Below are 26,352 nucleotides of genomic sequence, written 5' to 3'. Positions count from 1 at the left end.
CTATATAAGAACAATGAGATCATCAAAGAACCGCTCGCGGTCAAAGGGCAATCGCAACCGCTCTGTTGGCAATATCATCAATCGGGTGTTTGACAGCTCTGGCCCAGAGGGCAAGGTGCGCGGCACACCGCAGCAGATCATCGACAAATATCAGCAATTGGCCCGTGATGCCCAGTTGAGCAATGACCGTGTGGCCGCTGAAAATTTCTTGCAGCACTCCGAGCATTATTCCCGCCTCCTAAGCGAGGCGCAGCGCGAGATGGACGCGCGCCGCGAAGAGCAGCAAAGCCATAATGGCGGCCAGAATGGCCATGATCGCCGTGGGTATTCGAACGAGGACGAGGCCGAGACTTCGCAGGATGCAGGCCAAGAGTTCATGCCCAGTGAGACGGATGGTTTGGCGATTGCCGCCGATGGTGATGGGGAAGAGGCCAGCACCTTGGTCGACACGCCCGAAAGCAAACCTCGCGCGAAACGCGCGCCGCGTGGCCCCCGCCGCCCGCGCAAATCTGACGAGGCAGGCAGCGATGCCGCCCCAATGGTTGCAGCCCCAAGCGAGGCGCAAGGCGAATAATCGCGCGTGACCTTGTTGCATGACATTGCCCCCGTGCCATCCTTGGTGCGGGGGTTTTTCTTGCCTTAATCGGCCGCGACAGCGCGGGCGAGGGCGCAAAACCCTTCAAGGCTGACTGTTTCTGCGCGGTCAGTCGGGCGCAGCCCTGCGGCCAAGATGCGACCCTCAATATCTGGGCAAAGCCCCTTCAGCGCGGCGCGCAGCATCTTGCGGCGTTGATTAAAGGCTTTGGCAACCACGCGCTCCAGCACCTTTTGATCTGCGGGAAATTTCGGTGCCTCAAGTGCTGTTAAATGCACAACCGCAGAGCTGACCTTTGGGGGTGGGGTGAAGGCCTCGGGTGTCAGGTTCAGCGCAATCCGCGCCTCACAGCGCCATTGCGCCAAGACGGCCAAGCGGCCATAGGCCTTGCTGCCCTCGCGCGCCACAATACGTTCGGCCACTTCGCGTTGGAACATCAAGGTCAGGCTTGACCATTGTGGTGGCCAGACAGGCGGGATCAGCCAACGGATGAGCAATTCGGTGCCCACATTATAGGGCAGATTGGCGATGATACGGATCGGCGGTTTCAGATGCGCCGCCCAATCCACGGCCAAAGCATCGTCATTGAGAACGCTCAGACGGTCGGGATAGGCGGCGGCGATTTCTGCCAACGCAGGAAGGCAACGCGCGTCTTTTTCAATCGCCACAACGCGCCGCGCCCCTTCGGCCAAAAGGCCACGGGTCAAACCACCAGGGCCAGGGCCGATTTCCAGAACATCACATTCGCTTAAATCCCCCGCGATGCGGGCGATTTTTGCGGTCAGGTTCAGATCAAGCAGGAAATTCTGCCCCAAGGATTTCTTGGCGCGCAGATCATGGGTTGCGATCACCTCGCGCAGGGGGGGGAGGGTATCAATCATGCCGCGCGCGCCTGTGCCATTTGATCCGCCATGCGCAACGCGGCGACCAAGCTTGTGGCATCTGCGCGGCCCGTGCCCGCGATATCAAAGGCCGTGCCATGATCGGGCGAGGTGCGGATAAAGGGAAGGCCAAGCGTCACATTCACCCCCCCTGAGAAATCAAGCGTCTTGATCGGGATCAGCGCCTGATCATGATAGGCGCAGATGGATACATCATACCGCGCGCGCGCCTCAGGGTGGAACATCGTATCTGCGGAGAGTGGCCCCGCGATCTGGTAACCTTCGCCGCGCAATCCCTCCAGACAGGGGATCATCCACGCGATTTCCTCGCGCCCCATGGCGCCATTTTCGCCCGCATGGGGGTTGAGGCCCGCCACGGCAAAACGTGGGGACTGCAGATTGAAATCACGCTGCATTGCGTCCGAGGTCACGCGGATCACATCGCGCAATAGATCGGCGGTAAAAGTCGCAGGAACCGCGCTGAGGGGGATGTGGATGGTGGCAGGCACAACGCGTAATTCTGCGCAGGCCAACATCATCACTACCTTCACCCCGCCCGCCAAGGCCGCGAGATATTCCGTATGGCCTGGATAGGCGAAACCCGCGCCTTGTTGCAGGGCGTGTTTATGGATGGGCAGGGTGCAAATTGCGCGCGCTGCACCCGATTGGGCAAGCTCTACAGCCTCCGCGATTGCGTCAATGACGGCTTGCGCATGGGCTGCTTGGGGGTGGCCTGCCACACGGGCGGGGCCAAAGTCGCGGTGCAGAACTGGCAACCCATCGCCAAAGGCGGCAAAGGCGGCACTTGCCTGAGATATTTTGACAATAGGTGCGCCATGCCCGTTGAAATGATCCGCATCCCCAATGACAAAAAAAGGAACCTCCCCCCGCAATTCATGCCACGCTTTTGAGGCAATCTCGGGGCCAATCCCCGCAGGCTCCCCACAGCTGAGCGCAATGGGGCCGGTCGTGCCCGCACCCATGGAATCAGTCCAAATCACGGATGATGGCGTCCGCGCGCAATTCCTCAAGATAGCCAGAAGCATAAGTCTCAAGGCGCTGCGAGAACAAGGCTTGGCGAATTTCCTCGCGCGCGCCATCTTCAAGCTCGACTGTGCGATTGCACAGCCAAACCATCAGAAGGTCGGCGCCATTGTTGCGGCGCAGGGCGGTCGAGCTTTCATTCGGGTCAAGCTTAGCAAGCTCTGCCGCAATATCTGCGGGCACTTCGGCGCGCGGGGCGCTGATCCGTTCAAACTGACCTTCTAGGGTGCCATAAAGATCATCGCAGCGGTCATTTTGCGCGGCGATCTCAGCGGCGCGCGCGGCGGCATCTGGCCCTGAAAGCAGAATGGTCGCGTAATCATAACTGCTCGGCGTTGGGAATTGATATCCTGCCTCTTCAAAGCCCAGCATTTGAAAAATCCCAATCCCAGGCCCCAAAGGGACGGGTTCGGTGACGTCACCAACATCCAAGGTGATCAACATGGCACTCAGGCCTTGGGGCAGGGATGACAGGGGACGCCAATCCAACGCACCGCCATCCACCGCGGTAGGGGCGGCTGAACGGGCGCGGGCGGCATCGGCAAAAGCCGTCAGATTTCCGTCCACATCTTCGGCAATCGCCAGCAATTCAGCGCGCAGCGTGTCTATATCGTTGCCTTCAATCGGCAGGATCAATTCCGCCAAACGAATTTGCGCCCCGCCCCCGCTGGAGCCAAGCGCAAGTGCGCGGTCAATCTCGGCCTCAGAGACTTGGGCGCGTGCCCCAAACCGACTGCGTAATATCTCGCGCCATAAAAGGCCTGCATTGATAAAATCGCGCAGGGTCTCATAGGCGACCCCCTCGTTCTCAAGCGCATCAATCAACCCTCGGCCGTCCAAATTTGCGCGGGCGGCGAATTCGTCAATTCCGATCATCAACTGGTCTTGGGTGATTGTGATCCCCGCTGCTTGGGCGGCGGCCATTTTCAGGCGTTCCTCTACCAAAACATCGCGCGCGCGGGCCTGTAGGTCACCTGGTGCATTCAAGATGCCCAAAAATGTGGCGCGTTGATCCACCTCATATTGGGTGATCACGTTATCATTAACCGCAATTACGGGCGTGAAATCGAGCGATTGCGCGCGCATTTGTGCAGGGGCAAGCGCCCAGGCGCATCCCATGATCACACCAAAACACAGGTTGCGCGCTGCGCGCGCGCCCAAGAATTTACCCAAGATTGGGGAAGATACGTGATGTGAACTCATCTTGTCCTTCTTCGGTCACTCTTGCGAGGGGCGGCGTGAGAGCGCCCGTTTTATATTTGTGCCAAGCCTACAAGAGGCGGGCAAGCGAAGCGAGGGGAAATTCATGCCCCCCGCATGTATTGGGCCGATCCATTACTGTCTTAGCCATCTTCCATATGCAAAATCACCCCAAGCGCCAAAAGCGACCCCGCAAGGGGCGGTGTCCATGCAACGATAAAGGCGGAAAGCTGACCATTCTCACCCAAAACTTGGGCAAAGCTGCGCAGAAAATAGAGGCCAAAACCCAACAAAATCGCGGCGAGCACCAAATGCCCCGTGCGGCCAAAACGGGTGTGACGCATCGTAAGGCTTGCACCGATCAAGACCATGCTCATCAGCATCAAGGGGTTTGCCAACTGCATCTGGAACCAGACCCGATGCGACAGGCCCGCAAATCCCGCCTCCTGCAACTGCGTAATGAAATCGGGAAGGGCGTAAATCGAGATATTGCTCGGATCCCCAAAGGAATCGAGAATTTGTTCCCGCGTCAGCGTTGAAGGAACGGCATAGCTTTCAAAACTTTCTGCACTGGCCTCGGGGTTGGTTTGGGTTAAGTCCCAGATCTTGGCGCGGGTAAGATCCCATGATTGCAGTCCAAGGCGCGCTTCATCGGCGTCAATGCGCTGTTCAATCCGGCCAAATGTATCGAAATTATAAAAGGTGACGTCAAATAACTGCGTGCCATCGCTATTGGCGCGCAGCGCGTTGATGACGGTTTGCTGATCGCGCGTGCCTTGGCGTAGCCAAAGACCTTCTTGCGTGATGGCCAATGTGCGTTCCTGTGCGCCACGCACCTGCGCCAACTTACGCTCATGCGCGATCTGTGTGTCGGCCACGATTGGGTTGATCACCAAAAGACCTATGATCCCGATGAGGGCGGCCACGCCAATTGGGGCCATCGTGGCCCGCAAAGCCGAGCGCCCCGATGCCCGCACCACCACCAATTCTGAACTGCGTGCCAGAGACAGGAAAAAGACCAAGGTCGCCAGCATGACAACCAGCGGAAAGAGGGAATAAAGCGCTGACGGCATATTGAGCAGCGCAAGCGTGAGCGCATCGCCCAAATCCCCGCCGTTGAGCGCGATTTTTCGCATCTGTTCGGTCAAATCCACGACCATGTGGATCACCGCAAAGATCGCCAACACGGTGAGGAAGTTTTTGAAATAACGCTGCGAGAGGTAAAGTTGCAGGATCATGCGCCGCCCTCAACCAGATCAGGCTGCCGCATCCGGCGCCAATGCGCGGTTTTATATACGGCCAACAGCACCGCCCCGAACACCACGGCGCAGAGCAGTGGCTGCACATAGGCCAATGGTGCCAAATGCGGCGCGTTGATCACCTGAGCGCTCAAAAGGTTCTTGCTCATCTGCAACGGGATCACCAGCCCTACGGCCAGCATGATCTGCGCCCATAACCCAAGCCGCGAAAAATTGCGCAGCATCAGGCAACTGGCCGCAATCAAAGGCACAAAAAACGCGAACATCGCCTGCGCGAAACGATAATGCAGTTCCCATTTGATACGATCAAGGGGAATGCCCGCGCGGTTGGCAAGATCTTGATCCGCCGCAATCAGCGCAGGCGTGGACATCGCGCGCTCGTTCTTGGTCGGAACTTCGCCCTCTTCGTCACTGCCTGATGCAGTCGGGCTTAGTGTCTGTGTGATATCATAGTTCAATCGCTCAAAGCTGAGATTGCTCAGGCGGTTTGTGACCCGATCCAAGGTGATACTGCGCCCTGATACCAAGATCATCCGCGCGTTTTCCGCATCGCGCAAAAGATACCCGCGATCCGCGCGATAGGTCACTTCGCGGGTCTCGCTGCGCCGATCATGGATAAACAGACCCTGCAACTCACCTTCGGGTGAAATATCGCTGATGTAAATCGTGATGCCCGAGATCGGGGATTGGAACACGCCCGCGCGCAGCAACTGCGCGACCAGATCATTGCCCAAAATGTTTGATCTTTCGCGAAATTGTGCTTCGGCCTGCGGGGCCAAACCATTACTGAGGCCCGCAACCAAAAACGCCATAATCGCCCCAAAATAGAAAACGGGCCGTAACAGGCGCAGCGGCGAGATGCCGGCGGTCTGCAAAATCACCAATTCACTATCGGTGATCAGGCGGTTGAACACATAAAGGGTCGCCACAAACCCCGCCACAGGCAGCACCATCATGATAATCGGCGGCAGCGCCAATGTGGTCAGTTCGAGGAAGGCCAAAATGGTTTGGCCGTCCGAGATCAATTGATCGAACAAATCAACCCCTTGGTTGATCCAATAGACGGACACCAAAACAAGCGCGAAGAAGCCAAAGAAACTGAGGCACATGAGCAAGATATAACGATCATATCGTGTCAAATTCGCAGCCTTTGTAAATTGAGCCCATATCCTTGGGGCGCAAGCGGGCCTGATTGCCCACAAGTTCGTTTGGTTTTGGGGGTTTTTGGGGCTTAATGCAAGGCTTGCGCGCGAAGGACGCGGGTTCATGCAATCGCCCATCTGGTCAAGCCGCAGTTTGCGCCCTAGTGTTGCCGTTAAATGACGCTTTCAACCAATGTGAGGATCTTCATGACCCGTCCATCCGCGACACAGTTTTGCGAAATTGATCTTGATGCGCTTAAGGGGCTTTCGGGAAAGATTGCCTGTTTGGCCACGCCAGAGGGTGGTTTGGATGCAGCGGGGCGGCGTTTGAACCGCCTGAGCAAAGGCGCAGTGGATCGGGCGCTTGGCAGCCCTGCATGGGAGGGATTAAGCCCGGGCGATGTCATGGTCTTGGCCTATCCTGCGGGCATGTCGGCAGAGGCCGTGTTGCTCCTCAAAACGGAGCGCCGCGTCACCGCGCAAGCGGCACGCCGCGCGGGCGCTAAATTGCGGGTCGCGGCCGGCAAATCAGAGTTGCATGTATGTGCGGGCAATTTCGCACGCAGCGCGGATTTGGCGCTTGGGGTGGTCTTGCGGGGCTATGAATTTGGCGATCACAAATCCAAAACCCCCGAAAGCTATGGCAGCGTCACGCTCTATTGCAGCAGACCTGATGAGATTGCCACAAAGGCCGCGCCGCTTTTGGCGGCGGTGGAAGGGGTGTTTTTCACCCGTGATCTGGTCAACGCCCCTGCCAATGTTCTGACGACCACCAGTTTTGCCGAACAACTCAGCGATTTGGCCGCGCTTGGCGTTAAGGTCGAGGTTCTTGATGAACCCGCGCTCGAAAAATTGGGAATGCGCGCCCTTTTGGGGGTTGGGCAAGGCTCGGAAAGCCCGTCCAAGGTTGTGGTGATGGAATGGATGGGCGCAGGTGATGCGCAGCCTTTTGCCCTCGTGGGCAAGGGGGTTGTGTTTGATACAGGCGGCATCAGCCTAAAACCCGCCGCAGGCATGGAAGATATGACCATGGATATGGGTGGCGCAGGTGTAGTTGCGGGGGTGATGAAAGGTCTGGCCTTACGCAAGGCGCGCGCCAACGTGGTTGGTCTGGTCGGCTTGGTTGAGAATATGCCCGATGGTCGCGCGCAGCGTCCTGGGGATGTTGTTGTCTCAATGAAGGGGGACACAATCGAGGTCATCAATACCGATGCCGAAGGGCGCCTCGTTCTTGCGGATGTGCTGTGGTATGCCCAAGAACGCTTTGCCCCTCGGGCGATGATAAATTTGGCCACGCTGACAGGCGCAATTATCATTGGTCTGGGCCATGACAATGCAGGCGTTTTTGCAAATGATGATGCGCTTTGCGCAGCCTTCCTAAAGGCCGCGAAAGCCGAAGATGAAGGCGCATGGCCGATGCCATTGGATGACAGCTATGATGACCTGATCAAAAGCCGCATAGCCGATATTAAAAACACAGGCGGGCGGCCTGCGGGCTCGATCACAGCGGCCAAATTCTTGCAGCGTTTTGTCAAGAAAGACATGCCTTGGATTCACCTTGATATTGCAGGCGTTGCTTCGATTGCAAAAGACAGCAAATACGCCCCTGCGGGGGCAACAGGTTGGGGCGTTTTGGCACTGGATCGGTTGATCCAAGATATGTTTGACGAAGGCTGATGTCCGAACTGTGGTTCTACCATCTGACCCGCTCGCGGCTTGAGCAGGTTCTGCCCATGCTGATTGAGCGCGCTTTGGCGCAAGGGTGGCGCGTGGCCTTGCGCGCGCTCGATGCGCAAAGCGTGGCGCGGATGGATGACCTTTTATGGGCCGCGCATCCGCCCGAGCGCTTTCTGCCCCACGGGGTTGAGGGCGGGGCGGATGCCCAGCTTCAACCCATTTTAATTGGCACAGGCGATCTGCGCGCCAATCGCCCCGATTATCTGGTGGCGATTGGCGGCGCCACGATCACACCTGAGGACTGCGCAGGCCTGACCCGCGCTGTTTTGGTTTTTGACGGCCAAGATGAGGCAGCCTTCACCCATGCGCGCAACCATTGGCGCAGTTTTGCCGAGGCGGGCCTGCGTCTTCAATATTGGTCGCAGGCCTCAGGTGCGTGGAAAATGGAACGCGAACATCCACAACCTTCGACAAAAGATTAATGTTTTGATGAAAAACCGAATTGCTTTGACGAATTATTAGGACTCCATCCTCTAGAACCCTCGTCACCTTGGGCCATGATTGTGCGCCCATCAGTCGTTGAGGAGAGGGTCTGGCCTATGGTTGCCTATGAATTTGATCAACATCTGTCCGAATTCAATTTGGTCGGGGACGACCTAAACCTTTTGGCCAATGTGGGCACACTTATTGTGCCCGAGATTGATGCCGTTCTGTCGGAATTTTACGCCCATGCCCTGAACGATGCTGATTTGGCCGCATATTTCAAAACTGAGGCTTCGGTTGATCATGCGCGCATGGTGCAAAAGGCGCATTGGATCAACCTGTTTTCTGGGCGTTTTGATGCGGATTATTTCGCCTCGGTGCAGCGCGTGGGGGCGATCCATGCCAAGATTGATCTGCCCCTTTTTGCCTATGTTTCCGCCTACTCCAAGGCAACGGGACCGTTGCTTGAGGCGCTGACGCGCAAGGCGCAAGTGCCGCCAAAACGGTTTCGGGGGGTGCGTGAAGCGGATGACCGCTTGGGGCCGATGTTATCAGTTCTCAGCCGCGCCTTTGCCTTTGATATGCAATGCGTGGTGGAGGTGACGATTGGCATCTGGCGTGACGAACAGCAGCGCCTTTTTGACCATATGGAGGTCGCAGTTGGCGCCCTGGCCGAAGGAAATCTGGGGCATGTGATCCCTGACCTTTGAGGGGGCAAAGGTCAAATGAAATCGGGGGGAGGGGGCTATTCTTGCAACGCTGCGTCAAGCCGCGCCTGTGCTGCGACCCAAAGCGCCTCGGCGCGCGCCAAACCCTCTTCGATTTCGGTGAACTTCGCCTGCCATTGCGCCAATTCAGATGCTTTGGCGGCCTCATAGAGCGCAGGGTCGGCCAGTTTGGCCGAGAGTTTCTCATGCATCTCCATAATCTTTTCGACCCGCGCTTCAGCACGGCGCAATTCGGCGCGGATCTCTTTGATCTCGTCATGGCTTGGGCGGGGCGCGGTTGGGGCGGGCTTGTCTTTGCTGGGTTTTTCTGGCCGCGCGCCCAAGAGGGTGGCGCGATAACTGTCCAAATCGCCCTCATAGGGGGCAACCCGCCCATTTGCGACCAGCCACAACCGATCGGCCACTAGCCCCAAAAGGTGCATATCATGGCTGACCAAGATCACCGCCCCCGAATAGGCCGAAAGTGCCTCGACCAAGGCCTCGCGGCTTTCGATATCCAGATGGTTGGTCGGCTCATCCAAGATCAGCATATGCGGCGCGTCCAAAGTCGCGAGCAACAAGGACAATCGCGCCTTTTGCCCGCCCGATAATTGGCCAACTTTGGTTTCGGCCTGCGCCGCCGCCAGACCAAACCCCGCAAGTCGTGCGCGGTGGCGTGTCGGCGCCTCCTCGGGGCGCACGCGGCGCAGGTGATCAAGCGGGGTTTCGTCCAAATGCAATTCGTCAACCTGATGCTGCGCGAAATACCCGACCCGTAACTTGGAGGAGGCCGTGACACTGCCTGCCATTGCCGCCAATTTGCCCGCAATCAATTTGGACAGGGTCGATTTGCCCTCGCCGTTGCGGCCAAGCAGAGCGATGCGGTCATCTTGGTCAATGCGCAAATCCAGCTTTGACAGCACCGCGCGCCCCTCATAGCCAACACTTGCCCCGTCCAGTCGTAAAATAGGCGGCGAGAGCGTCTCAGGTTCGGGGAAGGTGAAGACGGTGCGGGCCGCGTCTTCGGGCGCGCGGATGGGTTCCATCCGTTCGAGCATCTTAAGCCGCGCCTGTGCTTGCTTTGCCTTCGAGGCTTTGGCGCGGAAGCGATCCACGAAGCTTTGCAAATGCGCGCGCCGCGCCTCTTGTTTTTTGGCTTCTGCAGATTGCAGCGCCCGCTGCGCCGTGCGGGTTTTGATGAAATCATCATAGCCGCCCGCATAAAGGGTCAATTTTTGATCGCTTAAATGCAAGATATGCCCCACCGCGCGATTGAGCAGTCCGCGATCATGGCTGATGACAAGGACAGTGTGCGGATATTTGGCCAGATAGGCCTCAAGCCAGAGCGCCCCCTCAAGATCGAGATAGTTGGTGGGTTCGTCCAAGAGTAGGAAATCAGGTTGCGAGAACAGAACGGCTGCCAAGGCCACGCGCATCCGCCATCCGCCCGAAAAATCGGAACAGGGGCGGGCGGTTTCCGCATCGGTAAAGCCCAAACCCCGCAGGATCGTGGCGGCGCGCGCCTCGGCCGACCAAGCATCAATATCGGTAAGCCTTGTTTGCACCTCGGCCATGCGTTCGCCCGTAGCGGTTTCCGCCTCAGCCATGAGCGCGGCGCGCTCTGTATCGGCGGCCAAGACAGTGTCGAGCAGCGACACCGCGCTGCCAGGCACTTCTTGGCTGACGCCCCCAATGCGCGCGTGGGCGGGGATCTCAATCACCCCACCATCAAGCGATAATTCCCCCTTAATCAGGCGAAACAGCGTGGTCTTGCCCGCGCCATTGCGCCCGACAATGCCCACCTTATGCCCCGTGGGGATGGTCGCGCTGGCCCCGTCAAACAGGGGACGACCCGCCATAGAAAAAGAGAGATCAGATATGCGCAACATGCGCGGCTCATGCACGGCTTGGCGCGTGCTGTCAATCGCGGCTTCCCTATTCTGATCCCTCATGTTATGGCCGCGCCAAATTCACCTTCCCATGGAGAGACCAATGGCCGTGCAACGCACATTTTCCATCATTAAACCCGATGCAACCAAGCGTAACTTGACGGGTGCAATCAACGCAAAGATCGAAGCAGCGGGCCTGCGCATCATCGCGCAAAAGCGCATTCACCTGACCCCTGCGCAGGCAGGCGTGTTCTATGCCGTGCATAAAGAGCGCCCTTTCTACGGCGAGCTGTGCGAATTCATGGCGTCTGAGCCCGTTGTTGTGCAGGTTCTGGAAGGCGAAAACGCGATTGCGAAATATCGCGAAGTCATGGGCGCCACCGATCCTGCCGAAGCGGCAGAGGGCACAATCCGCAAAGATTTCGCGCTGTCGAAAGGTGAAAACTCGGTTCACGGGTCAGACGCCCCTGAAACCGCTGCGGAAGAGATCGCCTATTTCTTTGCAGGCCTAGAATTGGTCGGCTAAGCCGATCACCATAGTCCTTGAATTAGGGCCGCACAGTTAATCAACTGTGCGGCTTTTATTTTGCGCGCAAGCCAAGAATATCCATTTGGCGTTCAAATTCGCTGCGGTCTGGATCGTGGTGGTCATTGCAAATCTGATCAAAACTTTCGCGCAGTTTGACTTTTTCAGCCCCTTTGCAATCGTTCCAAGCGCGACCTTGAAGTGCCATATGCAGAACGTAATACATGATGAAATGGGGCGATACCCCTGAGCGTAACAGCGCGATATAGGCCTGATCTGCCCCCAGTTCGCGCAAATCTGAGGCGCTTTTGATCCCAGCCTTGCGCAGGCTTTGTGCCATGGCAGGGCCGATATTGCGCAAGGATTGCAGATCATCGGGATCGGGTTTTGGCATTGTAATATCCTCAGGGGCGGCCATGTGGCGTGGTCTATCTTATTCGTTTCGTGCCGCGCGGCGCAGCCGGCCGCCGCTTGGTCGAACGCCACATTCGCAATCAAAAAGAATTGGTCATGCGCGCATAACCTAGGCCACGCCTTTAGAACGACGCCCTGCGACGCGTCGGCCAATTTGAATTTCAGGAAAAATTGGCTCCGGCGGTAGGGATCGAACCTACGACCAATTGATTAACAGTCAACTGCTCTACCGCTGAGCTACGCCGGAACACGTTGGGCCGTATAGCAAGACGATTTTTGCGCGTCCAGTGCTTTGGGGCGAAAAAATCGTTCTTTGGATCAAATTCTCGAAAAACCTGCTGTGACTCTGAGGGGGCTATCTGGTTTTGCTTGGTTTTCTTCAATCAATCCAATGAGATGCGCTAAAATATTGCGCTCAGCCATCGGGTGCAGCACGGGCTGAAGATCGGGGTAGATTTCGGTGCGTAGGCTGCTGAGGCTGCGCGGGGTTGCTGTGAGGGCAGAAAGAATCTGGCCATGTCGCATCGCGCGATGGGCGCGCAACTCGGCACAGCGCGCGCGGGGGGTCGCAATCGCGGCCCCATGGGCGGGCAAAAGCCGTTTTGGCCCGCGCGCCTCGATTGCGGCGAGCGAGGTCAAATAGGCCCCCAAATGACCATCAGGCGGGGAAATCAAGGTGCTTGACCAATCCATGACGATATCGCCGCAAAATTCGACATCTTGCCATGCGACATTCATATGATTGCCCATATGGCCGGGGCTGTGATGGGCAGTGATGCGCCAGTCTTCTGTCTCGATCACGGCCCCATCGGGCAGGGCAATGTCGGGGATGAAGCCGTGATCGACCCCCTCGCCACCGCCCAGATCAGGCAGTGTGCTGCGCCCCATATCCCATGGGCCTGCCGCCAGAATAGGCGCCTGTGTCGCCGCGGCCAAGGGGCGGGCGAGGGCGCTGTGATCCAAATGCGCATGGGTGACAAAAATATGGGTGATCCGCCCGCCCTGCGGCACGGCTGCGAGGATCGCGGCCAGATGCTGATCTGATGCGGGCCCGGGGTCAATCACGGCGATAGAGGTTGCCCCCAGCATATAGGTCAATGTGCCCTCTGCCGTCATGGGCGAAGGGTTTGGGGCGCAGATGCTGCGCAAAAGTGAGCCATGCTCGGTCATCATCGGGCGTGTTTTTCCTTTGGCGCTTTGCGCGGGCCGCGGCTATAGATGGCCTATGTTTACGCGATTGATCAAGAAAATGCTGCCACGCGGCCTTTATGGGCGGGCTGCGCTGATCATGCTTGTGCCGATTTTGACGATCCAGCTTGTGGTTTCTGCGGCGTTTTTGCAGCGCCATTTTGACGGGGTGACGCGTCAGATGATGGAGGGGTTGGCGGTTGAGCTGCGCTTTATCATCCAAGAGATTGAGCGCGGTGGGATTTGGGCAGGTCGCAGTGTGGCCGCCCCGCTTGAGATCAGCCTTTTTGAGGGTGGGGACAAGCCATTTGAGGGCGACGGACTGGAGGCGCGCGCCTTTTATGACCTATCGGGGCGCAGTTTGATTGAGGTTTTGCGCCGTGCGGTGCCTGAGGTGACATGGATTGATTTGATCACCGATGATAGCAAAGTGATGATCGGGCTGCGTCTTGCCGATGGCACGCGCGTGGATGCCGAGATTGCACGGCGGCGTGTATCGGCCTCGAACCCGCATCAATTGTTGGTCTTGATGGTGTTTACGGGCATTTTGATGACCACTGTGGCGTTTCTCTTTCTGCGCAACCAACTGCGCCCCATTCGCCGCTTGGCGCGAGCGGCTGAGGATTTCGGCAAAGGCCGCATCGTGGATTACAGCCCCGCAGGGGCATTGGAGGTGCGCAGTGCGGGCCGCGCCTTCCTCGATATGCGCAATCGTATTGAAAACCAGATCGAGCAGCGCACCATGATGCTCTCAGGTGTCAGTCATGATTTGCGCACCCCGCTGACGCGGATGAAATTGGGTCTCAGTGTCATGGAGGAAAGCGAAGATGTGACGGCCCTGCGCCGTGATGTCGAAGAGATGGAAGCCCTGCTCGAGGCGTTTCTTGATTTCGCCCGGGGCGATGCATTGGATGATTTGGCGGAATTGGATATTGATAAATTCCTGCGCGAGATTGTCTCGGATGCCACGCGGTTAGGGGCGCAGATCAGCTTTGCCCATTCTTCAAACAGTGGGATTCTTCAGGATTATACGGCCACATTCCGACCTGCGGCGCTGCGTCGTGCGCTTGGCAATTTGATTTCAAACGCGCAGCGATATGGCAGCGAGGCGCGTGTGACCTTGTCGCTTACGCCGCGTCAATGGCGCATTTCTGTGGAAGATGACGGGCCAGGCATCCCCGCAGATCAGCGCGAGGAGGCGATGCGCCCCTTCGTGCGGTTGGATGTGGCGCGAAACCAAAATCGCGGCTCGGGCGTTGGATTGGGTTTGGCAATTGCGCAAGATATCGCACGGCGGCATGGCGGGCGGCTGACTTTGGGGCAAAGCGCCGATCTGGGCGGATTAAAGGCAGACATTATTCTGCCGCGATAGCCGTGCTGGGGGGAAATGGTAGGCCCGGCAGGACTTGAACCCGCAACCAAAGCGTTATGAGCGCTCTGCTCTAACCAATTGAGCTACAGGCCCCCGTAGGGCTTGGGTTACTGCGCCAATGCGAGGGGGTCAAGTATTGTATCACTCGCTTATGGACGAAGGCTGCGAAGATCGGTATCAGGGCGGAAATTCACGCCCCCTGATGAAAGGCCCGACCGATGCCCGCAGATGCGCAAGCGCCCAAAAACAGTCTCACCTATGCCCAAGCGGGTGTTGATATTGATGCGGGCAATGCGCTTGTTGATCGGATCAAACCTGCCGCTGCCGCAACTGCGCGGGCGGGGACGATGTCGGGACTGGGCGGTTTTGGGGCTTTGTTTGATCTCAAGGCAGCAGGATATCATGACCCGATTTTGGTCGCCGCCACCGATGGGGTTGGCACCAAGCTGCGCATCGCGATTGATACGGGCGCGGTGGACACCATCGGCATTGATCTGGTGGCGATGTGCGTGAATGATCTGGTCTGCCAAGGGGCGGAGCCTTTGTTCTTCCTTGACTATTTTGCCACGGGCAAATTGGCGGTGGATCAGGCTGCGCGGATCATCGAAGGGATTGCCGAGGGCTGTGCGCAATCGGGCTGTGCTTTAGTTGGGGGGGAAACCGCCGAAATGCCTGGTATGTATGACGCAGGCGATTTCGACCTTGCGGGCTTTGCCGTTGGCGCCATGGAGCGTGGCGCAAGCCTGCCTGCCAATGTCACCGCGGGCGATATGATCCTTGGCTTGGCCTCCGATGGCGTGCATTCAAACGGCTATTCTTTGGTGCGCCGCATTGTTGATGTGTCGGGTTTGGCATGGTCAGACCCCGCGCCCTTCGCCCCCGAGACAAGCCTTGGCGCCGCGCTTTTGGCCCCAACACGGCTTTATGTGAAACCTATTCTTGAGGCGATCCGCGCAGGCGGGGTGCGTGGGTTGGCCCATATCACGGGCGGTGGTTTGACCGAGAACCTGCCTCGTGTCCTGCCAGAGGGGCTTGGCGCGCGGATTGATTTGGGCGCTTGGGGCCTGCCACCCGTGTTCCAGTGGTTGGCCGAAACAGGCGGGATTGAGACGCGTGAGATGCTCAAGACCTTTAACGCTGGGATTGGGATGTGCGTGGTTGTCGATGCGGCTGAGGCCGATACGATTGCGCGGCTCTTGGTGGCTGCGGGTGAAACCGTGACACGGCTTGGCGTGGTTGAGGCAGGCGCGGGCGTGACCTATGAGGGCGCGCTTTCGTGAAACGGGTCGCCATCCTGATTTCAGGGGGCGGTTCCAATATGCTGGAACTGCTCAAGTCAATGACGGGGGATCACCCTGCGCGGGCCTGTGTGGTTTTGTCGAATATCCCTGATGCGGGCGGTCTGGCTAAGGCAGAGGCCGCAGGCGTGCCAACGGCCGTGGTCGATCACAAACCCTTTGGCGCAGATCGCGCGGCCTTTGAGGCGGAAATGGCCAAGGCGCTTGGCCAATATCAGCCTGATATCATCGCGCTTGCGGGTTTTATGCGGGTTTTGACCGCTGAATTTGTGGCCCGCTATCAGGGGCGGATGCTGAATATTCATCCCTCGCTATTGCCCAAATATCGCGGCCTGCATACCCATGCCCGCGCGATTGAGGCAGGGGATGACATCGCGGGCTGCACAGTGCATGAGGTGACCGCGGATTTGGATGATGGCCCGATCTTGGGGCAGGCACGCGTCCCAGTGGTGGCAGGGGATACGCCCGAAACCTTGGCCGCGCGGGTTTTGGTGCAGGAGCATCGCCTTTACCCTGCCGTGTTACGCCGCTTTGCTGCGGGGGATCGCAGCCCGCTGATCTTTGAGGATGCTGAGCCCTGATCTAGAGGGGGGCTTTCCTTTTCCTGCGCCTTTTCGTAAACCCGTGTATCGCGGAAAATTGAAGAAGTAACGCCCTTGCCGAAGACGCTGACAACCACATCCGAATTGGCCGAATTTTGCGAGGCCGCCGCACAGCACCCTTATGTGACCGTTGACACCGAATTCCTGCGCGAGCGCACCTATTACGCGCAGCTGTGTCTTGTTCAATTGGCGATGCCGGGCACGGATGACAGTGGCGCGGTGTTGGTTGACCCGCTGGCCGAAGGCATGTCGCTTGAGCCGCTTTATGAGCTGTTCCGCAATCCTGATGTGGTCAAGGTGTTCCATGCTGCGCGGCAGGATCTCGAGATCTTTCATGTCGAGGGCGGGCTCGTCCCTGCGCCACTCTTTGATACGCAAGTGGCCGCAATGGTCTGCGGATTTGGCGATCAAGTGGGATATGAAACTTTGGTGCGCAAAATTGCCAAGGCCGCGCTTGATAAATCCTCACGCTTTACCGATTGGTCGCGGCGTCCTCTATCCGATGCGCAAAAAACCTATGCCTTGGCCGATGTCACGCATCTGCGCCAGATTTATGAATATCTGTCCGCGCAACTGGCCCGATCTGGGCGCAGTGCATGGATGGAGGAAGAATTGGCGCAGCTGACCAATGCGGACAGCTATATCGTAAATCCAGATCACGCGTGGATGCGGATCAAAATGCGCTCAAGCTCGGGAAGGCTTTTGGCGGTTGTGCGCGAATTGGCCACATTCCGCGAGGCCTATGCGCAGGAACGTAACATCCCGCGCTCGCGCGTCTTCAAGGATGATGCCTTGATGGAATTGGCCTCGACCAAGCCGCGCTCTTTGGCGGATTTGTCGAAATCGCGCCTATTGCTGCGCGAGGCGCGGCGGGGCGATATTGCGGAAGGTATTATTGCGGCGGTCAATCGCGGCATGGAGACGCCGCCCGAAAAATTCCCCAAATTGCCAAATGGGCCAGATCGCAGTGACCTCAACCCTGCCTTGGCGGATTTGCTGCGTGTCTTGCTCAAGGCCAAGGCCGATGAGGCGGGCGTTGCACAAAAGCTGATCGCGTCCAGCGCGGATTTGGACAATATCGCTTCTGGCCATTTGGATGGCCTGTGGCGCAAAGGTTGGCGCGGTAAGGTCTTTGGCGAGGATGCATTGCGCCTTGTTCAAGGCGATGTGGGCCTTGGGGTCAAAGGCAGTAAAGTGGTTTTGTTCGAACTTTAACGCGATACCGTGCGGCGGTTATTGGCCCCTTGCACGCTGATCCGTGTGACACCGCGCAGTTCATTCGCGCTGCGGAACGTGCCGACCAGAATTTCGCGAGTGCGCGGCGCACCTTCTGCCGTGTCATCCCGCGGGGGAACCACGCGGAATTCGAACAGCATGAGCCCGTCCTCATTGGAAATCTCGACCAGTTCGGCCTCCCAATATCCTTGACGTTCTGCGCGTCCTACGGCGCGGATGATGGCGCCGCCGTCAACTTGATCCGCTTCAAGCGAGATGACATCTGCGACAAGTGGGCGTGGATCGACAAATTCGTCGACCTGCACAACCTCGATCCGCTGCTCTTGGCGGTCATTTCCGAACCAGTTGAAGGGGTTCAGCCGCGTGGAACAGCCCGCAAGCCCCAAGATCATCGCAGCAAAAATGGCAGTGCGCAGCATATTGGCCCCTCTTGGCAAAGCATCACCCTTTGAGTGCTACCCTATCAGGGCGGTTTTGAAAAGCGCCTCTGGACGAATGGGGGGCTGCGCTTTAGGTCAGGGGGATGTGACAAAAGGATGAGGGCAGAATGGCCAGCGAACGCTTTGAGGAAATCGCAGACACATTCGAATTTTTGGACGATTGGGAAGACCGCTATCGCCATGTGATCGAATTGGGCAAAGCGATGGAGCCCTTGCCCGAAGCGATGCGCGTTCCCGCCACAAAGGTGGATGGTTGCGCCTCGCAGGTCTGGATCATGCCGCGGATCGAAGGGCAGGGGCCAGAGGCGCGGTTCGACTTTCAAGGTGAAAGTGACGCGATGATTGTGCGCGGTTTGATTGCGGTTTTGCATGCGCTTTATGCGGGCCTGAGCATTGCCGAGGTTCTTGCGGTTGATCCACGGGCAGAATTGGCGCGGTTAGGGTTGAATGACCACCTCTCCGCGCAGCGCTCAAACGGGTTGCGGGCCATGGTCGAACGCATCCACCTATTGGCGGCAGAAGCGCGGGGTTAATCCCTCCATTTTTTCAGGGCCGTTTCAAGATCACCATAGCCCGTAAAGCGGCGTTCAAAAGCAAGGCCGAGAAAATCGGCACAGGCCTTGGCTTTTTCGGTTAGGGCGGCGTCATCTGTCTGCGCCTGATAAACCAGCTTTTCGTAATTGCCAAAATAGATATCCCGCAATTCGGGGTGTTTATCGAGGCCAAGGGGGCGGGTGACAAAAGCGTCAAACTGACGGGTAAGGAAATCCGTCAGGTAAAAGGCAGTGACCTCGCCCAAGTCTTCAAAGCGGGCATTGCCCTCGAAAAAGCTGTAGCAATGTGGGCCTTCGAGCATTTCAACGCCAAGCGCGGCGCAGCGCGCGGCCAAAGCCCCGCCTGTGCCGCAATCGGCATAAAGCACATAGATACTGTCGTAATCCCCACGCACCCGCGTGACCGCAGCTTCAACCGCGTCAGGGATCAATTCGGGGCGATTGTGCAGAATGGCGGGCAGGCATTGCAGGTCGAGATGGTCAAACCCATTGGCCGCCTTGATCGCCAAAACCTCATGCGCCAAAGCCCCGCAGGCCAAAAGCAAAACCCGCCCCCTGCCAGATGCTGAAACGCCGCTATCGCGTAACGTGTCGTCATCTGGCAGATGCAGGGCGGGCTTTGTCATAATCGCTTAATGCGCGGCCATTTGGTTGTGTTTGCGCAGAACGAACTCCTTGGCGGTTTCCACGGCCACGGCCGCGTCACGGCAATAAGCGTCTGCGCCAATCGCGCGGCCAAATTCTTCGTTCAAAGGTGCGCCACCGACCAACACGATGTAATCATCGCGGATGCCTTGCTCTTTCATCGTGTCGATCACGACCTTCATATAGGGCATGGTCGTTGTCAAAAGTGCGGACATCCCCAGAATGTCGGGGGTCTCTTTTTCCAAGGCTTCAAGATAGGCTTCGACCGCGTTGTTGATGCCAAGGTCAACCACTTCAAAACCTGCGCCTTCCATCATCATGGTGACGAGGTTCTTGCCGATATCATGGATATCGCCCTTTACCGTGCCAATCACCATTTTGCCGATACGGGGGGCGCCTGTTTCCGCCAAAAGCGGCTTAAGGATGGCCATGCCACCTTTCATCGCGTTTGCGGCCATCAGAACCTCGGGCACAAACAAAATGCCGTCACGGAAATCGTGACCCACAATGGTCATACCACCCACCAAGGCCTTGGTCAGGATGTCGTAGGGAGCCCATCCGCGCTCAAGCAGAATGTTAACCGCCTCTTCGATTTCTTCTTTTAGACCATCGTAGAGGTCATCGAACATTTGTTGGACAAGTTCGTCATCGTCCAGTTCTGAAAGGATGATTTCATCATTTTCGTCAGACATCTCAAGCGTCTCCTGAAGCGGCACTCAGCCGATAGCGTTCGAACGATTACCTAAGCTCTTCGCGCCACCAGACGCGCAAATTTACGACATCACGACCGCCGCAGGCGACCTTTGCTCATGCGATTGCATACCAAATTAGCTGCGGCGGCGGCCTGTGCGCTCGCGGCGCTGCGGGCCATTGCCATCCGTGCCATCCGATCCTGAGGAAAAGCCGCCCAATGCTTCGGCGATCTGTTCAAGGCTTGGAACCGCGCCGCGCGGGGTCTCTTCCAGCGCCTTGCGCATTGCCGCAAGATGGACAGTTTGGGTGCCGCAACAGCCCCCGATGATCTTGGCCCCTGCATCGCGGGCCAGAACCGCGTAACGGGCCATCAACTCGGGGGTGCCATCGTAACGGATATGGCCATCAACGTATTTGGGGATGCCTGCATTGCCCTTGGCAATCACGGGGCGCTCGTTGCCCGAGGCACGAAAGCCCAGAACCGTGCGCATCAAATCCGAGGCCCCAACACCGCAATTTGCACCATAGGCCAAAGGTTTGTGATCCAGTTTCTCAACCAAATCCGACATCGCGGCGGAGGTGACACCCATCATCGTGCGCCCTGCCGTGTCAAAGCTCATGGTGCCGCACCATGGCATACCTGCTAGTTTGCAAGCTTCGGCTGCGGCGGCGTATTCTTCGGGGGCTGAGATCGTCTCAACCCAACATACATCCGCACCGCCTGCCTTAAGCCCTTCGGCCTGTTCATGGAACATCTCCACGGCGGCCTCGTGGGTCAAAGGCCCCATTGGCACCATGATCTCACCCGTTGGCCCCATGGACCCTGCAACGACCACCTCGCGGCCAGAGGCATCAGCGACTTCGCGGCCAATCTCTGCGGCAATTCGATTTAGGTCAAAGGCACGATCTTGGGCATCATGCAATTTCAGCCGTGCGCGCGTGCCACCAAAGGAATTGGTCAAGAAGATATCGGAACCCGCATTGACGGCCCCGCGATAGAGTTCGGCAATGCGGTCAGGGTGATCTTCGTTCCACAATTCTGGCGCATCGCCCGATTGCAGCCCCATGTTAAAGAGGGTCGTGCCCGTTGCGCCATCGGCCATCAGCCAATCGCGGGTTTCCAAAAGGGTCTGCAAACGGTTCGACATAATAAAATTCCTTGTGTCACATCAGCTGCGACATGGCCCCTCTGGGGCAATGATGCAAGCCCGAAAATCCACATGATCTTTATGAAAAATCTGCGAGGTCAAAAAAGAAACACCCCGCGCAACAGATGCACGGGGTGCGCAGAATTGGGGCAGGGGTGGTGATTAATTCTCGTTTACCAATTGGCTCTTGGCCTCGATCAAGAGCGCGTCAAATTTTGCGCGCAGCTCATCTTCCGAAACTTTATCGCCCAAATCCGCCTTCAGCTTGCCGATGACATCCTCGTGGCCTGCTTCTTCGAAATCAGCGCGGATCACCTCTTTTGCATAGGCCTCGGCCTCATCGCCCGTTTTGCCCAAGATTTCGGCGGCCCATAGGCCCACCAGTTTATTACGGCGCGCTTCAAGCTTGAACTTCATTTCTTCATCATGCGCGAATTTTGCTTCGAACGCGTGTTCACGGTCGTCGAATGTGCTCATTAATCTGTCTCCTTGGGCGGTGAGCTTGCGGTTTATCCCTGTGATAGCCTTAGCAGGGTTTTGGCCGCAAGCGGTGATTGGCAATCCAACTTGCGACACAGCGCGCTTTGGTCTATTGCGCGGACAAAAGAGAGCGGGGCGCAGAATTGGTTTGGGCCAGATGCGGCGTTGCAGCACGCCCCCGATATCAGACCACCACCTGCCTCCCGCAGATCAGGGATTGGAGACATCATGGCACGGCGCAAAAAAATCTACGAAGGCAAGGCGAAAATCCTATATGAAGGCCCCGAGCCAGGCACATTGGTGCAATATTTCAAGGATGACGCGACCGCCTTTAATGCGGAAAAGCGCGCCACGATTGACGGCAAAGGCGTGTTGAACAATCGTCTGTCCGAATTTTTCATGTCGGGTCTGAATGCAATTGGCGTTCCAACCCATTTCATTCGCCGCCTGAATATGCGCGAACAGCTGATCCGCAGCGTTGAGATCATCCCGCTTGAGGTGGTGATCCGCAATGTCGCCGCGGGTTCGATTTCCAAGCGATTGGGGATTGAGGAGGGCACAGCCCTGCCGCGCCCGATTGTTGAATTTTACTACAAGGATGACGCGCTGGGTGATCCTTTGGTGGCTGAAGAACATGTCATTGCCTTTGGCTGGGCCAGTCAGCAAGATTTGGACGATATGGTCGCCTTGGGCTTGAGGGTGAATGATTTCCTGTCTGGCCTGATGATGGGTGTCGGCATAAAATTGGTGGATTTCAAAATCGAAATTGGCCGCATTTGGGAGGGCGATTATATGCGCCTGATCGTGGCCGATGAAATCAGCCCCGATAGCTGCCGCCTGTGGGATATGAAAACGGGTCAGAAGTTGGACAAAGACGTCTTCCGCCGTGATTTGGGCGATTTGGCAGATGCCTATACCGAGGTGGCCAAGCGCCTTGGCGTTTTGCCTGATCAGGGCACGGTGTCAGGCCCGACATTGGTGAATTAAGCGAAGCCCCGCTTCGCAGATAGAACGTAGACAGAAAGGCAAAAGTAATGCGCGCAACCGTGACCGTGATGTTGAAGCAGGGGGTTCTTGATCCACAAGGCGAGGCGGTGCGCCATGCGCTGGGCGCTTTGGGCTTTGAGGGTGTTTCGGGTGTGCGTCAGGGTAAAGTGATCGAACTTGATCTGGCCGATGGCACAACCGAAGACCAAATCCGCGAGATGTGCGAAAAGCTTTTGGCCAATACTGTGATCGAAAGCTATCAAATCGCGATCAGCTAAAGGGGTTTGTCGATGCGTGCTGCCATCCTGCGTGAATATAACAAAGACCTGTCGATTGAGACTGTGTCAGACCCTGAATGCCCCAAAGACGGGGTGATCCTCAAAGTTCTGGCTTGTGGCGTTTGTCGCTCTGACTGGCATGGTTGGGTGGGGGAACACCCACGCATCAAACCCGGTCAAATCGGCGGGCATGAATATTGTGGCGAAGTGATCGAAGCAGGACCGCGCGCCACCTATAAAAAGGGGGATCGTTTGGTTGCCCCCTTTATTCTCTCCTGCGGCTCTTGCCCGACCTGTCAATCTGGCGCGGGTCATACCTGCCCTAATCAACGCTTGCCGGGCTTTACTGAGCCGGGCGCCTTTGCCGAATATGTCGCCGTTCCCTTTGATCATAATCTTGCGCGCTTGCCCGAAACTCTGTCACCGACTGTTGCGGCGGGGCTAGGGTGTCGTGTGACCACATCATGGCACGCGCTAACGGGGCGCGCGGCCGTGCAGGCGGGGGAATGGGTCGCGGTGCATGGTACGGGCGGCATTGGCCTTTCCGCCGCGATTTTGGCCAAGGCGCTTGGGGCTTTTGTGGTTGTCGTAGATGTCGTGCAGGAAAAGATCGACCATGCCCTGTCTTTGGGCATTGATGCAGGGGTGAACGCCCGTGATGGCGATGTCGCAGCCAAGATCATCGAAATCACCAAGGGCGGCGCGCATGTCAGCATCGAGGCCCTCGGGATCGAGGCCACGGTTGCAGGCTCTATTGGATGTTTGCGCCCCTTGGGGCGTCATGTGCAGGTGGGCATGCCCGTTGGGCATACGGCCCAGATGCAGATTGATATGAACACGGTCTATATGCGCAATCTGGCCCTTTACGGAACGCGCGGCATGCCCTCTTGGCGGTATCCAAGCCTGTTGGGTCTGATCGAGGCGGGGCGGGTGGATATGTCCCCCCTGATTGCGCGTGAAATCCCGCTTTTGCAAACAGGGGCCGAGCTTGCCGCATTCAATGGCCCAACACCGCCCGGTGTGGCGGTCATCACTGATTTTACGTCCTGACGAAAGGAACCCCCCAAAGATGAAAGCCGCCGTTCTTGTGTTTCCCGGATCGAATTGTGACCGCGATCTGAAGCGCGCCTTTGAACAGGCGGGCTTTTCCGTGGGTATGGTTTGGCACAAGGACACCAAACTGCCTGAAGGGGTGGATTTGGTCGGTGTTCCGGGTGGGTTTTCTTATGGCGATTATTTGCGTTGCGGCGCGATTGCCGCGCAATCGCCCATTTCAGGCGCGTTAAAATCCCATGCGGATCGGGGCGGGTATGTGTTTGGGGTTTGCAACGGGTTCCAAATTTTGACGGAAACCAAATTGCTGCCCGGTGCGCTGCTGCAAAATATGTCGACCCGCTATATTTGCAAAACGGTTGGGTTGCGCGTGGAAAACACGCAAAGCGCCTTCACCACCGCCTATGAACAGGGCGCTGTGATCGAGGTGCCAATCGCGCATCATGAGGGAAATTATCAAGCCGATTCAGAGACGCTTGCGCGCTTGAACGGCGAGGGGCGGGTGGCATTTCGCTATGTCGAAAACCCCAATGGCGCGGTCGAGGATATTGCCGGCATCCTATCAGAAAACCGCCGCGTTTTGGGGATGATGCCGCATCCCGAGCGCGCCTGCGAGCCATTGCATGGCGGCACGGATGGTGCGGGCGTTTTTGCTGGTTTGGCACAGGCCTTGGTTGCGGCCTAGCGCGGCTCTGCCATCGGCAAGACATCGCGCAAGCGTGATCTAATCTTCTTGTCTGGCCTGCAGGGCGCGCGTAGGTTTGCGCCATGAGCCTAAACACACGCCCCACTCTCGAACCCCGCCGCTTGCGTGCCTTACCACGCCTGAGTGGCGTTTGGGTTTTACGCCTGTTCTTGGCGCTGTTCTTGGTGGGCTTTATCGTCACGATCTGGGCGACAAACCTGTTTTTGACCGAGCGCCTGACCGAAAGCACCCGCAACCGCGCAGAAATTCGATTGGCGCTCTATTCTGGCACGATCATGTCAGAGTTACAGCGCAGCTCTGTCGTGCCGCTGTTGTTATCGCGCGACCCTGTCCTCATCACCGCGTTGCGCGAGGGGGAATTTACTGCCACCTCACAACGCCTGATTTCTTATTTGGATGAAATCGGGGCGGCCTCTTTTGTGCTGCTGAACCGCTCGGGCCGTGTTGTTGCTGCGACCGACCGCGCGCGGCTTGGGGAATTGCGCGCAAGCGAGCCCTTTTTTGTGCAAGCGGTGCGCAGCGCAGATACGGTCTTTACCTCAAACGAACCTGCCACTGGGCGGTATGACTTTACCTTTTCGCGCCATATCACTGATAACAATAAGCTTTTAGGCGTGATCATGGTCGAGGTGAACTTGGCCCGTGTGGTCGAACAATGGCGCGGGGCATCCGAGGCTGTGTTCATCACCCAAGGGTCAGGCGAGATCATTTTGGCAACCGAACCCCGTTGGCGTGGCTTGATTGAGGCGGATGCCTTGGCCCGCCAAGATGCCCCATCGGCCATTCGCCGCGCCATTGAGAATGCGGGCGATTGGGCCTTTGGCGAGGAGGGTTATGTGTTTGGTGATGACACGCTGCGCCTTGCCCAAGATATGCCCTTTCGCGGGTGGGAAATCGTGTCCTACACTGCCTATGCCTCGGTGCGTGAGCGGGTGAACGGGGTATTGGCCCTTTTGACAATGGGCTTTGCCCTTGTGCTTGCGGGCGCGTTTTACCTGTTGTCGCGCCGCGCGCGGTTGCAAACGGCCGTGTTTCAGCGCGAAAGTGCGGAATTGCGCCGCTTGAATGATCGCCTCAGCCGCGAGATTGCCGAGCGCGAAAAAGCGCAGCGCGATTTGGAGCAGGCCGAATTGTCGCTAGCGCAGAGCCAGAAATTGGCCGCTTTGGGGGAAATGTCCGCTGCAGTCAGCCATGAGTTGAACCAACCGCTTGCGGCCATGAAAACCTATCTGGCAGGGGCGAAATTGCTGTTGCAGCGCCGCCGCCCTGATGAGGCGATGTCCTCCTTTCAGCGCATTGACGATCTGATTGAACGTATGGGGGCGATCACGCGGCAGCTCAAATCCTATGCCCGCAAAGGCGGCGACAGTTTTGCCCCCGTTGATCTGCGCGATGCGATCACAGGCGCGATGACCATGATAGAGCCGCAAATGCGGCAGATGAAGGTGGAAATTGCACAAATCATCCCCAACCAGCCTGTGATGATCTTGGGCGATATCGTGCGGCTGGAACAGGTGATCATCAATCTGTTGCGCAACGCCCTTGATGCGATGAAAGGCCAAGAGACGCGGCGCATTGAAATCCTTTTGGCCGAAGGGGATGAGGCGGTTCTCTCGGTGCGTGACAACGGGGCAGGGATCGAAGATTTAGATCAACTCTTCGAGCCGTTTTACACCACCAAGAAGCCCGGTGAAGGGGTGGGGCTTGGCCTTGCGATTTCTTCGGGCATTGTCACTGATTTTGGGGGCCGCTTGCGCGCACGCAACAGCGACACAGGCGGCGCGGTATTTGAAATCAGGCTGCCGCGTCATCAGATAAAGGGTGCCGCAGAATAGGCGGTGAAAGGATCGGGTTG

28 protein-coding genes and 2 tRNA genes are annotated in these 26,352 nt (G+C 57.6%); 15 read left to right on the top strand and 15 right to left on the bottom strand.

What is annotated here, in order from left to right; genetic code table 11:
* The first annotated feature begins 13 nt into the window (after window positions 1-13).
* Window positions 14-574: a DUF4167 domain-containing protein gene (locus AAC636_RS12010; protein ID WP_340301676.1), complete on the top strand. Its 561-nt coding sequence runs from the start codon at window positions 14-16 to the stop codon at window positions 572-574.
* Window positions 575-639: 65 nt separating this feature from the next.
* Here the strand turns inward: AAC636_RS12010 and rsmA are convergent, their stop codons facing one another.
* From rsmA to lptF, 5 genes are all read right to left on the bottom strand, one after another.
* Window positions 640-1,476, bottom strand: a complete 837-nt coding sequence (rsmA, locus tag AAC636_RS12005) for a 16S rRNA (adenine(1518)-N(6)/adenine(1519)-N(6))-dimethyltransferase RsmA (RefSeq protein ID WP_340301675.1) — start codon at window positions 1,474-1,476, stop codon at window positions 640-642.
* Window positions 1,473-2,459, bottom strand: coding sequence for a 4-hydroxythreonine-4-phosphate dehydrogenase PdxA (gene pdxA, locus AAC636_RS12000; protein WP_340301674.1), 987 nt, complete (start codon window positions 2,457-2,459; stop codon window positions 1,473-1,475). Before pdxA ends, rsmA begins: the two co-directional genes overlap by 4 nt.
* 4 nt (window positions 2,460-2,463) lie before the next feature.
* Window positions 2,464-3,723 carry a peptidylprolyl isomerase gene (locus AAC636_RS11995; protein ID WP_340301673.1) on the bottom strand — a complete coding sequence of 420 codons (1,260 nt, stop codon included), beginning with the start codon at window positions 3,721-3,723 and terminating at the stop codon, window positions 2,464-2,466.
* A gap of 140 nt (window positions 3,724-3,863) precedes the next feature.
* A complete protein-coding gene (lptG, locus tag AAC636_RS11990) occupies window positions 3,864-4,958 on the bottom strand; it encodes an LPS export ABC transporter permease LptG (RefSeq protein ID WP_340301672.1) in 1,095 nt (364 codons plus the stop codon).
* Window positions 4,955-6,118: an LPS export ABC transporter permease LptF gene (gene lptF / locus AAC636_RS11985; protein WP_340301671.1), complete on the bottom strand. Its 1,164-nt coding sequence runs from the start codon at window positions 6,116-6,118 to the stop codon at window positions 4,955-4,957. The genes lptG and lptF overlap by 4 nt, the downstream gene beginning before the upstream one ends.
* Before the next feature lie 210 nt (window positions 6,119-6,328).
* Here lptF and AAC636_RS11980 point away from each other — a divergent pair, with 210 nt between their 5' ends.
* The 3 genes from AAC636_RS11980 to AAC636_RS11970 all read left to right on the top strand — a co-directional run bounded on the left by AAC636_RS11980 (window position 6,329) and on the right by AAC636_RS11970 (window position 8,991).
* A complete protein-coding gene (locus AAC636_RS11980; RefSeq protein ID WP_340301670.1) occupies window positions 6,329-7,798 on the top strand; it encodes a leucyl aminopeptidase in 1,470 nt (489 codons plus the stop codon).
* Window positions 7,798-8,280, top strand: a complete 483-nt coding sequence (locus AAC636_RS11975) for a DNA polymerase III subunit chi (RefSeq protein ID WP_340301669.1) — start codon at window positions 7,798-7,800, stop codon at window positions 8,278-8,280. Before AAC636_RS11980 ends, AAC636_RS11975 begins: the two co-directional genes overlap by 1 nt.
* Before the next feature lie 117 nt (window positions 8,281-8,397).
* Window positions 8,398-8,991 (top strand): protoglobin domain-containing protein, encoded by a 594-nt coding sequence (locus tag AAC636_RS11970; RefSeq protein ID WP_340301668.1) that lies wholly within the window; start codon window positions 8,398-8,400, stop codon window positions 8,989-8,991.
* 35 nt (window positions 8,992-9,026) lie between these two features.
* On the opposite strand, the gene abc-f is transcribed toward AAC636_RS11970, so the two are convergent.
* Window positions 9,027-10,877 (bottom strand): ribosomal protection-like ABC-F family protein, encoded by a 1,851-nt coding sequence (gene abc-f / locus AAC636_RS11965; RefSeq protein WP_340301736.1) that lies wholly within the window; start codon window positions 10,875-10,877, stop codon window positions 9,027-9,029.
* Window positions 10,878-10,980: 103 nt separating this feature from the next.
* Between abc-f and ndk the strand changes: the two genes are divergently transcribed.
* Complete coding sequence (gene ndk / locus AAC636_RS11960) at window positions 10,981-11,403, top strand: nucleoside-diphosphate kinase (protein ID WP_317655052.1); 423 nt, start codon at window positions 10,981-10,983, stop codon at window positions 11,401-11,403.
* A 55-nt stretch (window positions 11,404-11,458) separates the two neighbouring features.
* Here ndk and AAC636_RS11955 read toward each other — a convergent pair whose 3' ends face one another.
* From AAC636_RS11955 to AAC636_RS11945, 3 genes are all read right to left on the bottom strand, one after another.
* The gene (locus AAC636_RS11955) at window positions 11,459-11,797 is read right to left on the bottom strand and encodes a TfoX/Sxy family protein (protein ID WP_340301667.1); all 339 of its coding nucleotides are present in this window, start codon (window positions 11,795-11,797) and stop codon (window positions 11,459-11,461) included.
* A 192-nt stretch (window positions 11,798-11,989) separates the two neighbouring features.
* Window positions 11,990-12,064, bottom strand: a tRNA-Asn gene (locus tag AAC636_RS11950).
* A 71-nt stretch (window positions 12,065-12,135) separates the two neighbouring features.
* Complete coding sequence (locus AAC636_RS11945) at window positions 12,136-12,990, bottom strand: MBL fold metallo-hydrolase (protein WP_340301666.1); 855 nt, start codon at window positions 12,988-12,990, stop codon at window positions 12,136-12,138.
* A 52-nt stretch (window positions 12,991-13,042) separates the two neighbouring features.
* Between AAC636_RS11945 and AAC636_RS11940 the strand changes: the two genes are divergently transcribed.
* The gene (locus AAC636_RS11940; protein ID WP_340301665.1) at window positions 13,043-14,377 is read left to right on the top strand and encodes an ATP-binding protein; all 1,335 of its coding nucleotides are present in this window, start codon (window positions 13,043-13,045) and stop codon (window positions 14,375-14,377) included.
* Between the two features lie 16 nt (window positions 14,378-14,393).
* Here the strand turns inward: AAC636_RS11940 and AAC636_RS11935 are convergent.
* Window positions 14,394-14,470 (bottom strand) — tRNA-Ile (locus tag AAC636_RS11935).
* A 125-nt stretch (window positions 14,471-14,595) separates the two neighbouring features.
* Between AAC636_RS11935 and purM the strand changes: the two genes are divergently transcribed.
* From purM to rnd, 3 genes are all read left to right on the top strand, one after another.
* Window positions 14,596-15,657, top strand: a complete 1,062-nt coding sequence (gene purM / locus AAC636_RS11930) for a phosphoribosylformylglycinamidine cyclo-ligase (RefSeq protein ID WP_340301664.1) — start codon at window positions 14,596-14,598, stop codon at window positions 15,655-15,657.
* Complete coding sequence (gene purN, locus AAC636_RS11925; RefSeq protein ID WP_340301663.1) at window positions 15,654-16,256, top strand: phosphoribosylglycinamide formyltransferase; 603 nt, start codon at window positions 15,654-15,656, stop codon at window positions 16,254-16,256. Before purM ends, purN begins: the two co-directional genes overlap by 4 nt.
* 75 nt (window positions 16,257-16,331) lie before the next feature.
* Window positions 16,332-17,492: a ribonuclease D gene (gene rnd / locus AAC636_RS11920; protein ID WP_340301662.1), complete on the top strand. Its 1,161-nt coding sequence runs from the start codon at window positions 16,332-16,334 to the stop codon at window positions 17,490-17,492.
* Here the strand turns inward: rnd and AAC636_RS11915 are convergent.
* Window positions 17,489-17,932: a hypothetical protein gene (locus AAC636_RS11915; RefSeq protein WP_340301661.1), complete on the bottom strand. Its 444-nt coding sequence runs from the start codon at window positions 17,930-17,932 to the stop codon at window positions 17,489-17,491. The two genes, rnd and AAC636_RS11915, sit on opposite strands and share 4 nt — an antisense overlap.
* 128 nt (window positions 17,933-18,060) lie before the next feature.
* On the opposite strand from AAC636_RS11915, the gene AAC636_RS11910 reads away from it, so the two are divergent.
* Complete coding sequence (locus tag AAC636_RS11910) at window positions 18,061-18,486, top strand: SufE family protein (protein WP_340242476.1); 426 nt, start codon at window positions 18,061-18,063, stop codon at window positions 18,484-18,486.
* Here AAC636_RS11910 and AAC636_RS11905 read toward each other — a convergent pair.
* The 4 genes from AAC636_RS11905 to AAC636_RS11890 form a co-directional block, all read right to left on the bottom strand.
* A complete protein-coding gene (locus AAC636_RS11905; protein WP_340301660.1) occupies window positions 18,483-19,133 on the bottom strand; it encodes a DUF1638 domain-containing protein in 651 nt (216 codons plus the stop codon). The genes AAC636_RS11910 and AAC636_RS11905 overlap by 4 nt on opposite strands.
* A gap of 6 nt (window positions 19,134-19,139) precedes the next feature.
* On the bottom strand, window positions 19,140-19,844 hold the full coding sequence (locus AAC636_RS11900; RefSeq protein WP_317655041.1) for a corrinoid protein: 705 nt from the start codon (window positions 19,842-19,844) through the stop codon (window positions 19,140-19,142).
* 135 nt (window positions 19,845-19,979) lie between these two features.
* A complete protein-coding gene (bmt, locus tag AAC636_RS11895; RefSeq protein ID WP_340301659.1) occupies window positions 19,980-20,993 on the bottom strand; it encodes a betaine--homocysteine S-methyltransferase in 1,014 nt (337 codons plus the stop codon).
* A 162-nt stretch (window positions 20,994-21,155) separates the two neighbouring features.
* Window positions 21,156-21,470 (bottom strand): DUF1476 domain-containing protein, encoded by a 315-nt coding sequence (locus AAC636_RS11890; protein WP_340301658.1) that lies wholly within the window; start codon window positions 21,468-21,470, stop codon window positions 21,156-21,158.
* 231 nt (window positions 21,471-21,701) lie between these two features.
* Here AAC636_RS11890 and purC point away from each other — a divergent pair, with 231 nt between their 5' ends.
* From purC to AAC636_RS11865, 5 genes are all read left to right on the top strand, one after another.
* A complete protein-coding gene (gene purC / locus AAC636_RS11885; RefSeq protein WP_317655038.1) occupies window positions 21,702-22,460 on the top strand; it encodes a phosphoribosylaminoimidazolesuccinocarboxamide synthase in 759 nt (252 codons plus the stop codon).
* A 47-nt stretch (window positions 22,461-22,507) separates the two neighbouring features.
* Complete coding sequence (gene purS / locus AAC636_RS11880; RefSeq protein WP_317655037.1) at window positions 22,508-22,738, top strand: phosphoribosylformylglycinamidine synthase subunit PurS; 231 nt, start codon at window positions 22,508-22,510, stop codon at window positions 22,736-22,738.
* A 12-nt stretch (window positions 22,739-22,750) separates the two neighbouring features.
* On the top strand, window positions 22,751-23,788 hold the full coding sequence (locus AAC636_RS11875; protein WP_340301657.1) for a zinc-binding dehydrogenase: 1,038 nt from the start codon (window positions 22,751-22,753) through the stop codon (window positions 23,786-23,788).
* Between the two features lie 19 nt (window positions 23,789-23,807).
* Window positions 23,808-24,476: a phosphoribosylformylglycinamidine synthase subunit PurQ gene (gene purQ / locus AAC636_RS11870; protein WP_340301656.1), complete on the top strand. Its 669-nt coding sequence runs from the start codon at window positions 23,808-23,810 to the stop codon at window positions 24,474-24,476.
* 83 nt (window positions 24,477-24,559) lie between these two features.
* Window positions 24,560-26,332 (top strand): ATP-binding protein, encoded by a 1,773-nt coding sequence (locus AAC636_RS11865; protein ID WP_340301655.1) that lies wholly within the window; start codon window positions 24,560-24,562, stop codon window positions 26,330-26,332.
* The last annotated feature ends 20 nt before the right edge of the window (window positions 26,333-26,352 follow it).

The organism is Roseobacter sp. HKCCD5988, assembly GCF_037830355.1.
In the GTDB taxonomy this organism is placed as follows: Bacteria; Pseudomonadota; Alphaproteobacteria; order Rhodobacterales; family Rhodobacteraceae; genus M30B80.
Note: the sequence above shows the minus strand (reverse complement) of the source record. Positions and strands in the feature narration are given on the sequence as shown.

Bases quoted from the DNA above. Each gene is read 5' to 3' on its own strand.
- AAC636_RS12010 (WP_340301676.1), top strand. From the start codon at position 14: ATGAGATCATCAAAGAACCGCTCGCGGTCAAAGGGCAATCGCAACCGC.
- rsmA (WP_340301675.1), bottom strand. From the start codon at position 1,476: ATGATTGATACCCTCCCCCCCCTGCGCGAGGTGATCGCAACCCATGAT.
- pdxA (WP_340301674.1), bottom strand. From the start codon at position 2,459: ATGGGTGCGGGCACGACCGGCCCCATTGCGCTCAGCTGTGGGGAGCCT.
- AAC636_RS11995 (WP_340301673.1), bottom strand. From the start codon at position 3,723: ATGAGTTCACATCACGTATCTTCCCCAATCTTGGGTAAATTCTTGGGC.
- lptG (WP_340301672.1), bottom strand. From the start codon at position 4,958: ATGATCCTGCAACTTTACCTCTCGCAGCGTTATTTCAAAAACTTCCTC.
- AAC636_RS11980 (WP_340301670.1), top strand. From the start codon at position 6,329: ATGACCCGTCCATCCGCGACACAGTTTTGCGAAATTGATCTTGATGCG.
- AAC636_RS11975 (WP_340301669.1), top strand. From the start codon at position 7,798: ATGTCCGAACTGTGGTTCTACCATCTGACCCGCTCGCGGCTTGAGCAG.
- AAC636_RS11970 (WP_340301668.1), top strand. From the start codon at position 8,398: ATGGTTGCCTATGAATTTGATCAACATCTGTCCGAATTCAATTTGGTC.
- abc-f (WP_340301736.1), bottom strand. From the start codon at position 10,877: ATGTTGCGCATATCTGATCTCTCTTTTTCTATGGCGGGTCGTCCCCTG.
- ndk (WP_317655052.1), top strand. From the start codon at position 10,981: ATGGCCGTGCAACGCACATTTTCCATCATTAAACCCGATGCAACCAAG.
- AAC636_RS11955 (WP_340301667.1), bottom strand. From the start codon at position 11,797: ATGCCAAAACCCGATCCCGATGATCTGCAATCCTTGCGCAATATCGGC.
- AAC636_RS11945 (WP_340301666.1), bottom strand. From the start codon at position 12,990: ATGATGACCGAGCATGGCTCACTTTTGCGCAGCATCTGCGCCCCAAAC.
- AAC636_RS11940 (WP_340301665.1), top strand. From the start codon at position 13,043: ATGTTTACGCGATTGATCAAGAAAATGCTGCCACGCGGCCTTTATGGG.
- purM (WP_340301664.1), top strand. From the start codon at position 14,596: ATGCCCGCAGATGCGCAAGCGCCCAAAAACAGTCTCACCTATGCCCAA.
- AAC636_RS11915 (WP_340301661.1), bottom strand. From the start codon at position 17,932: ATGCTGCGCACTGCCATTTTTGCTGCGATGATCTTGGGGCTTGCGGGC.
- AAC636_RS11910 (WP_340242476.1), top strand. From the start codon at position 18,061: ATGGCCAGCGAACGCTTTGAGGAAATCGCAGACACATTCGAATTTTTG.
- AAC636_RS11905 (WP_340301660.1), bottom strand. From the start codon at position 19,133: ATGACAAAGCCCGCCCTGCATCTGCCAGATGACGACACGTTACGCGAT.
- AAC636_RS11900 (WP_317655041.1), bottom strand. From the start codon at position 19,844: ATGTCTGACGAAAATGATGAAATCATCCTTTCAGAACTGGACGATGAC.
- bmt (WP_340301659.1), bottom strand. From the start codon at position 20,993: ATGTCGAACCGTTTGCAGACCCTTTTGGAAACCCGCGATTGGCTGATG.
- AAC636_RS11890 (WP_340301658.1), bottom strand. From the start codon at position 21,470: ATGAGCACATTCGACGACCGTGAACACGCGTTCGAAGCAAAATTCGCG.
- purC (WP_317655038.1), top strand. From the start codon at position 21,702: ATGGCACGGCGCAAAAAAATCTACGAAGGCAAGGCGAAAATCCTATAT.
- purS (WP_317655037.1), top strand. From the start codon at position 22,508: ATGCGCGCAACCGTGACCGTGATGTTGAAGCAGGGGGTTCTTGATCCA.
- AAC636_RS11875 (WP_340301657.1), top strand. From the start codon at position 22,751: ATGCGTGCTGCCATCCTGCGTGAATATAACAAAGACCTGTCGATTGAG.
- purQ (WP_340301656.1), top strand. From the start codon at position 23,808: ATGAAAGCCGCCGTTCTTGTGTTTCCCGGATCGAATTGTGACCGCGAT.
- AAC636_RS11865 (WP_340301655.1), top strand. From the start codon at position 24,560: ATGAGCCTAAACACACGCCCCACTCTCGAACCCCGCCGCTTGCGTGCC.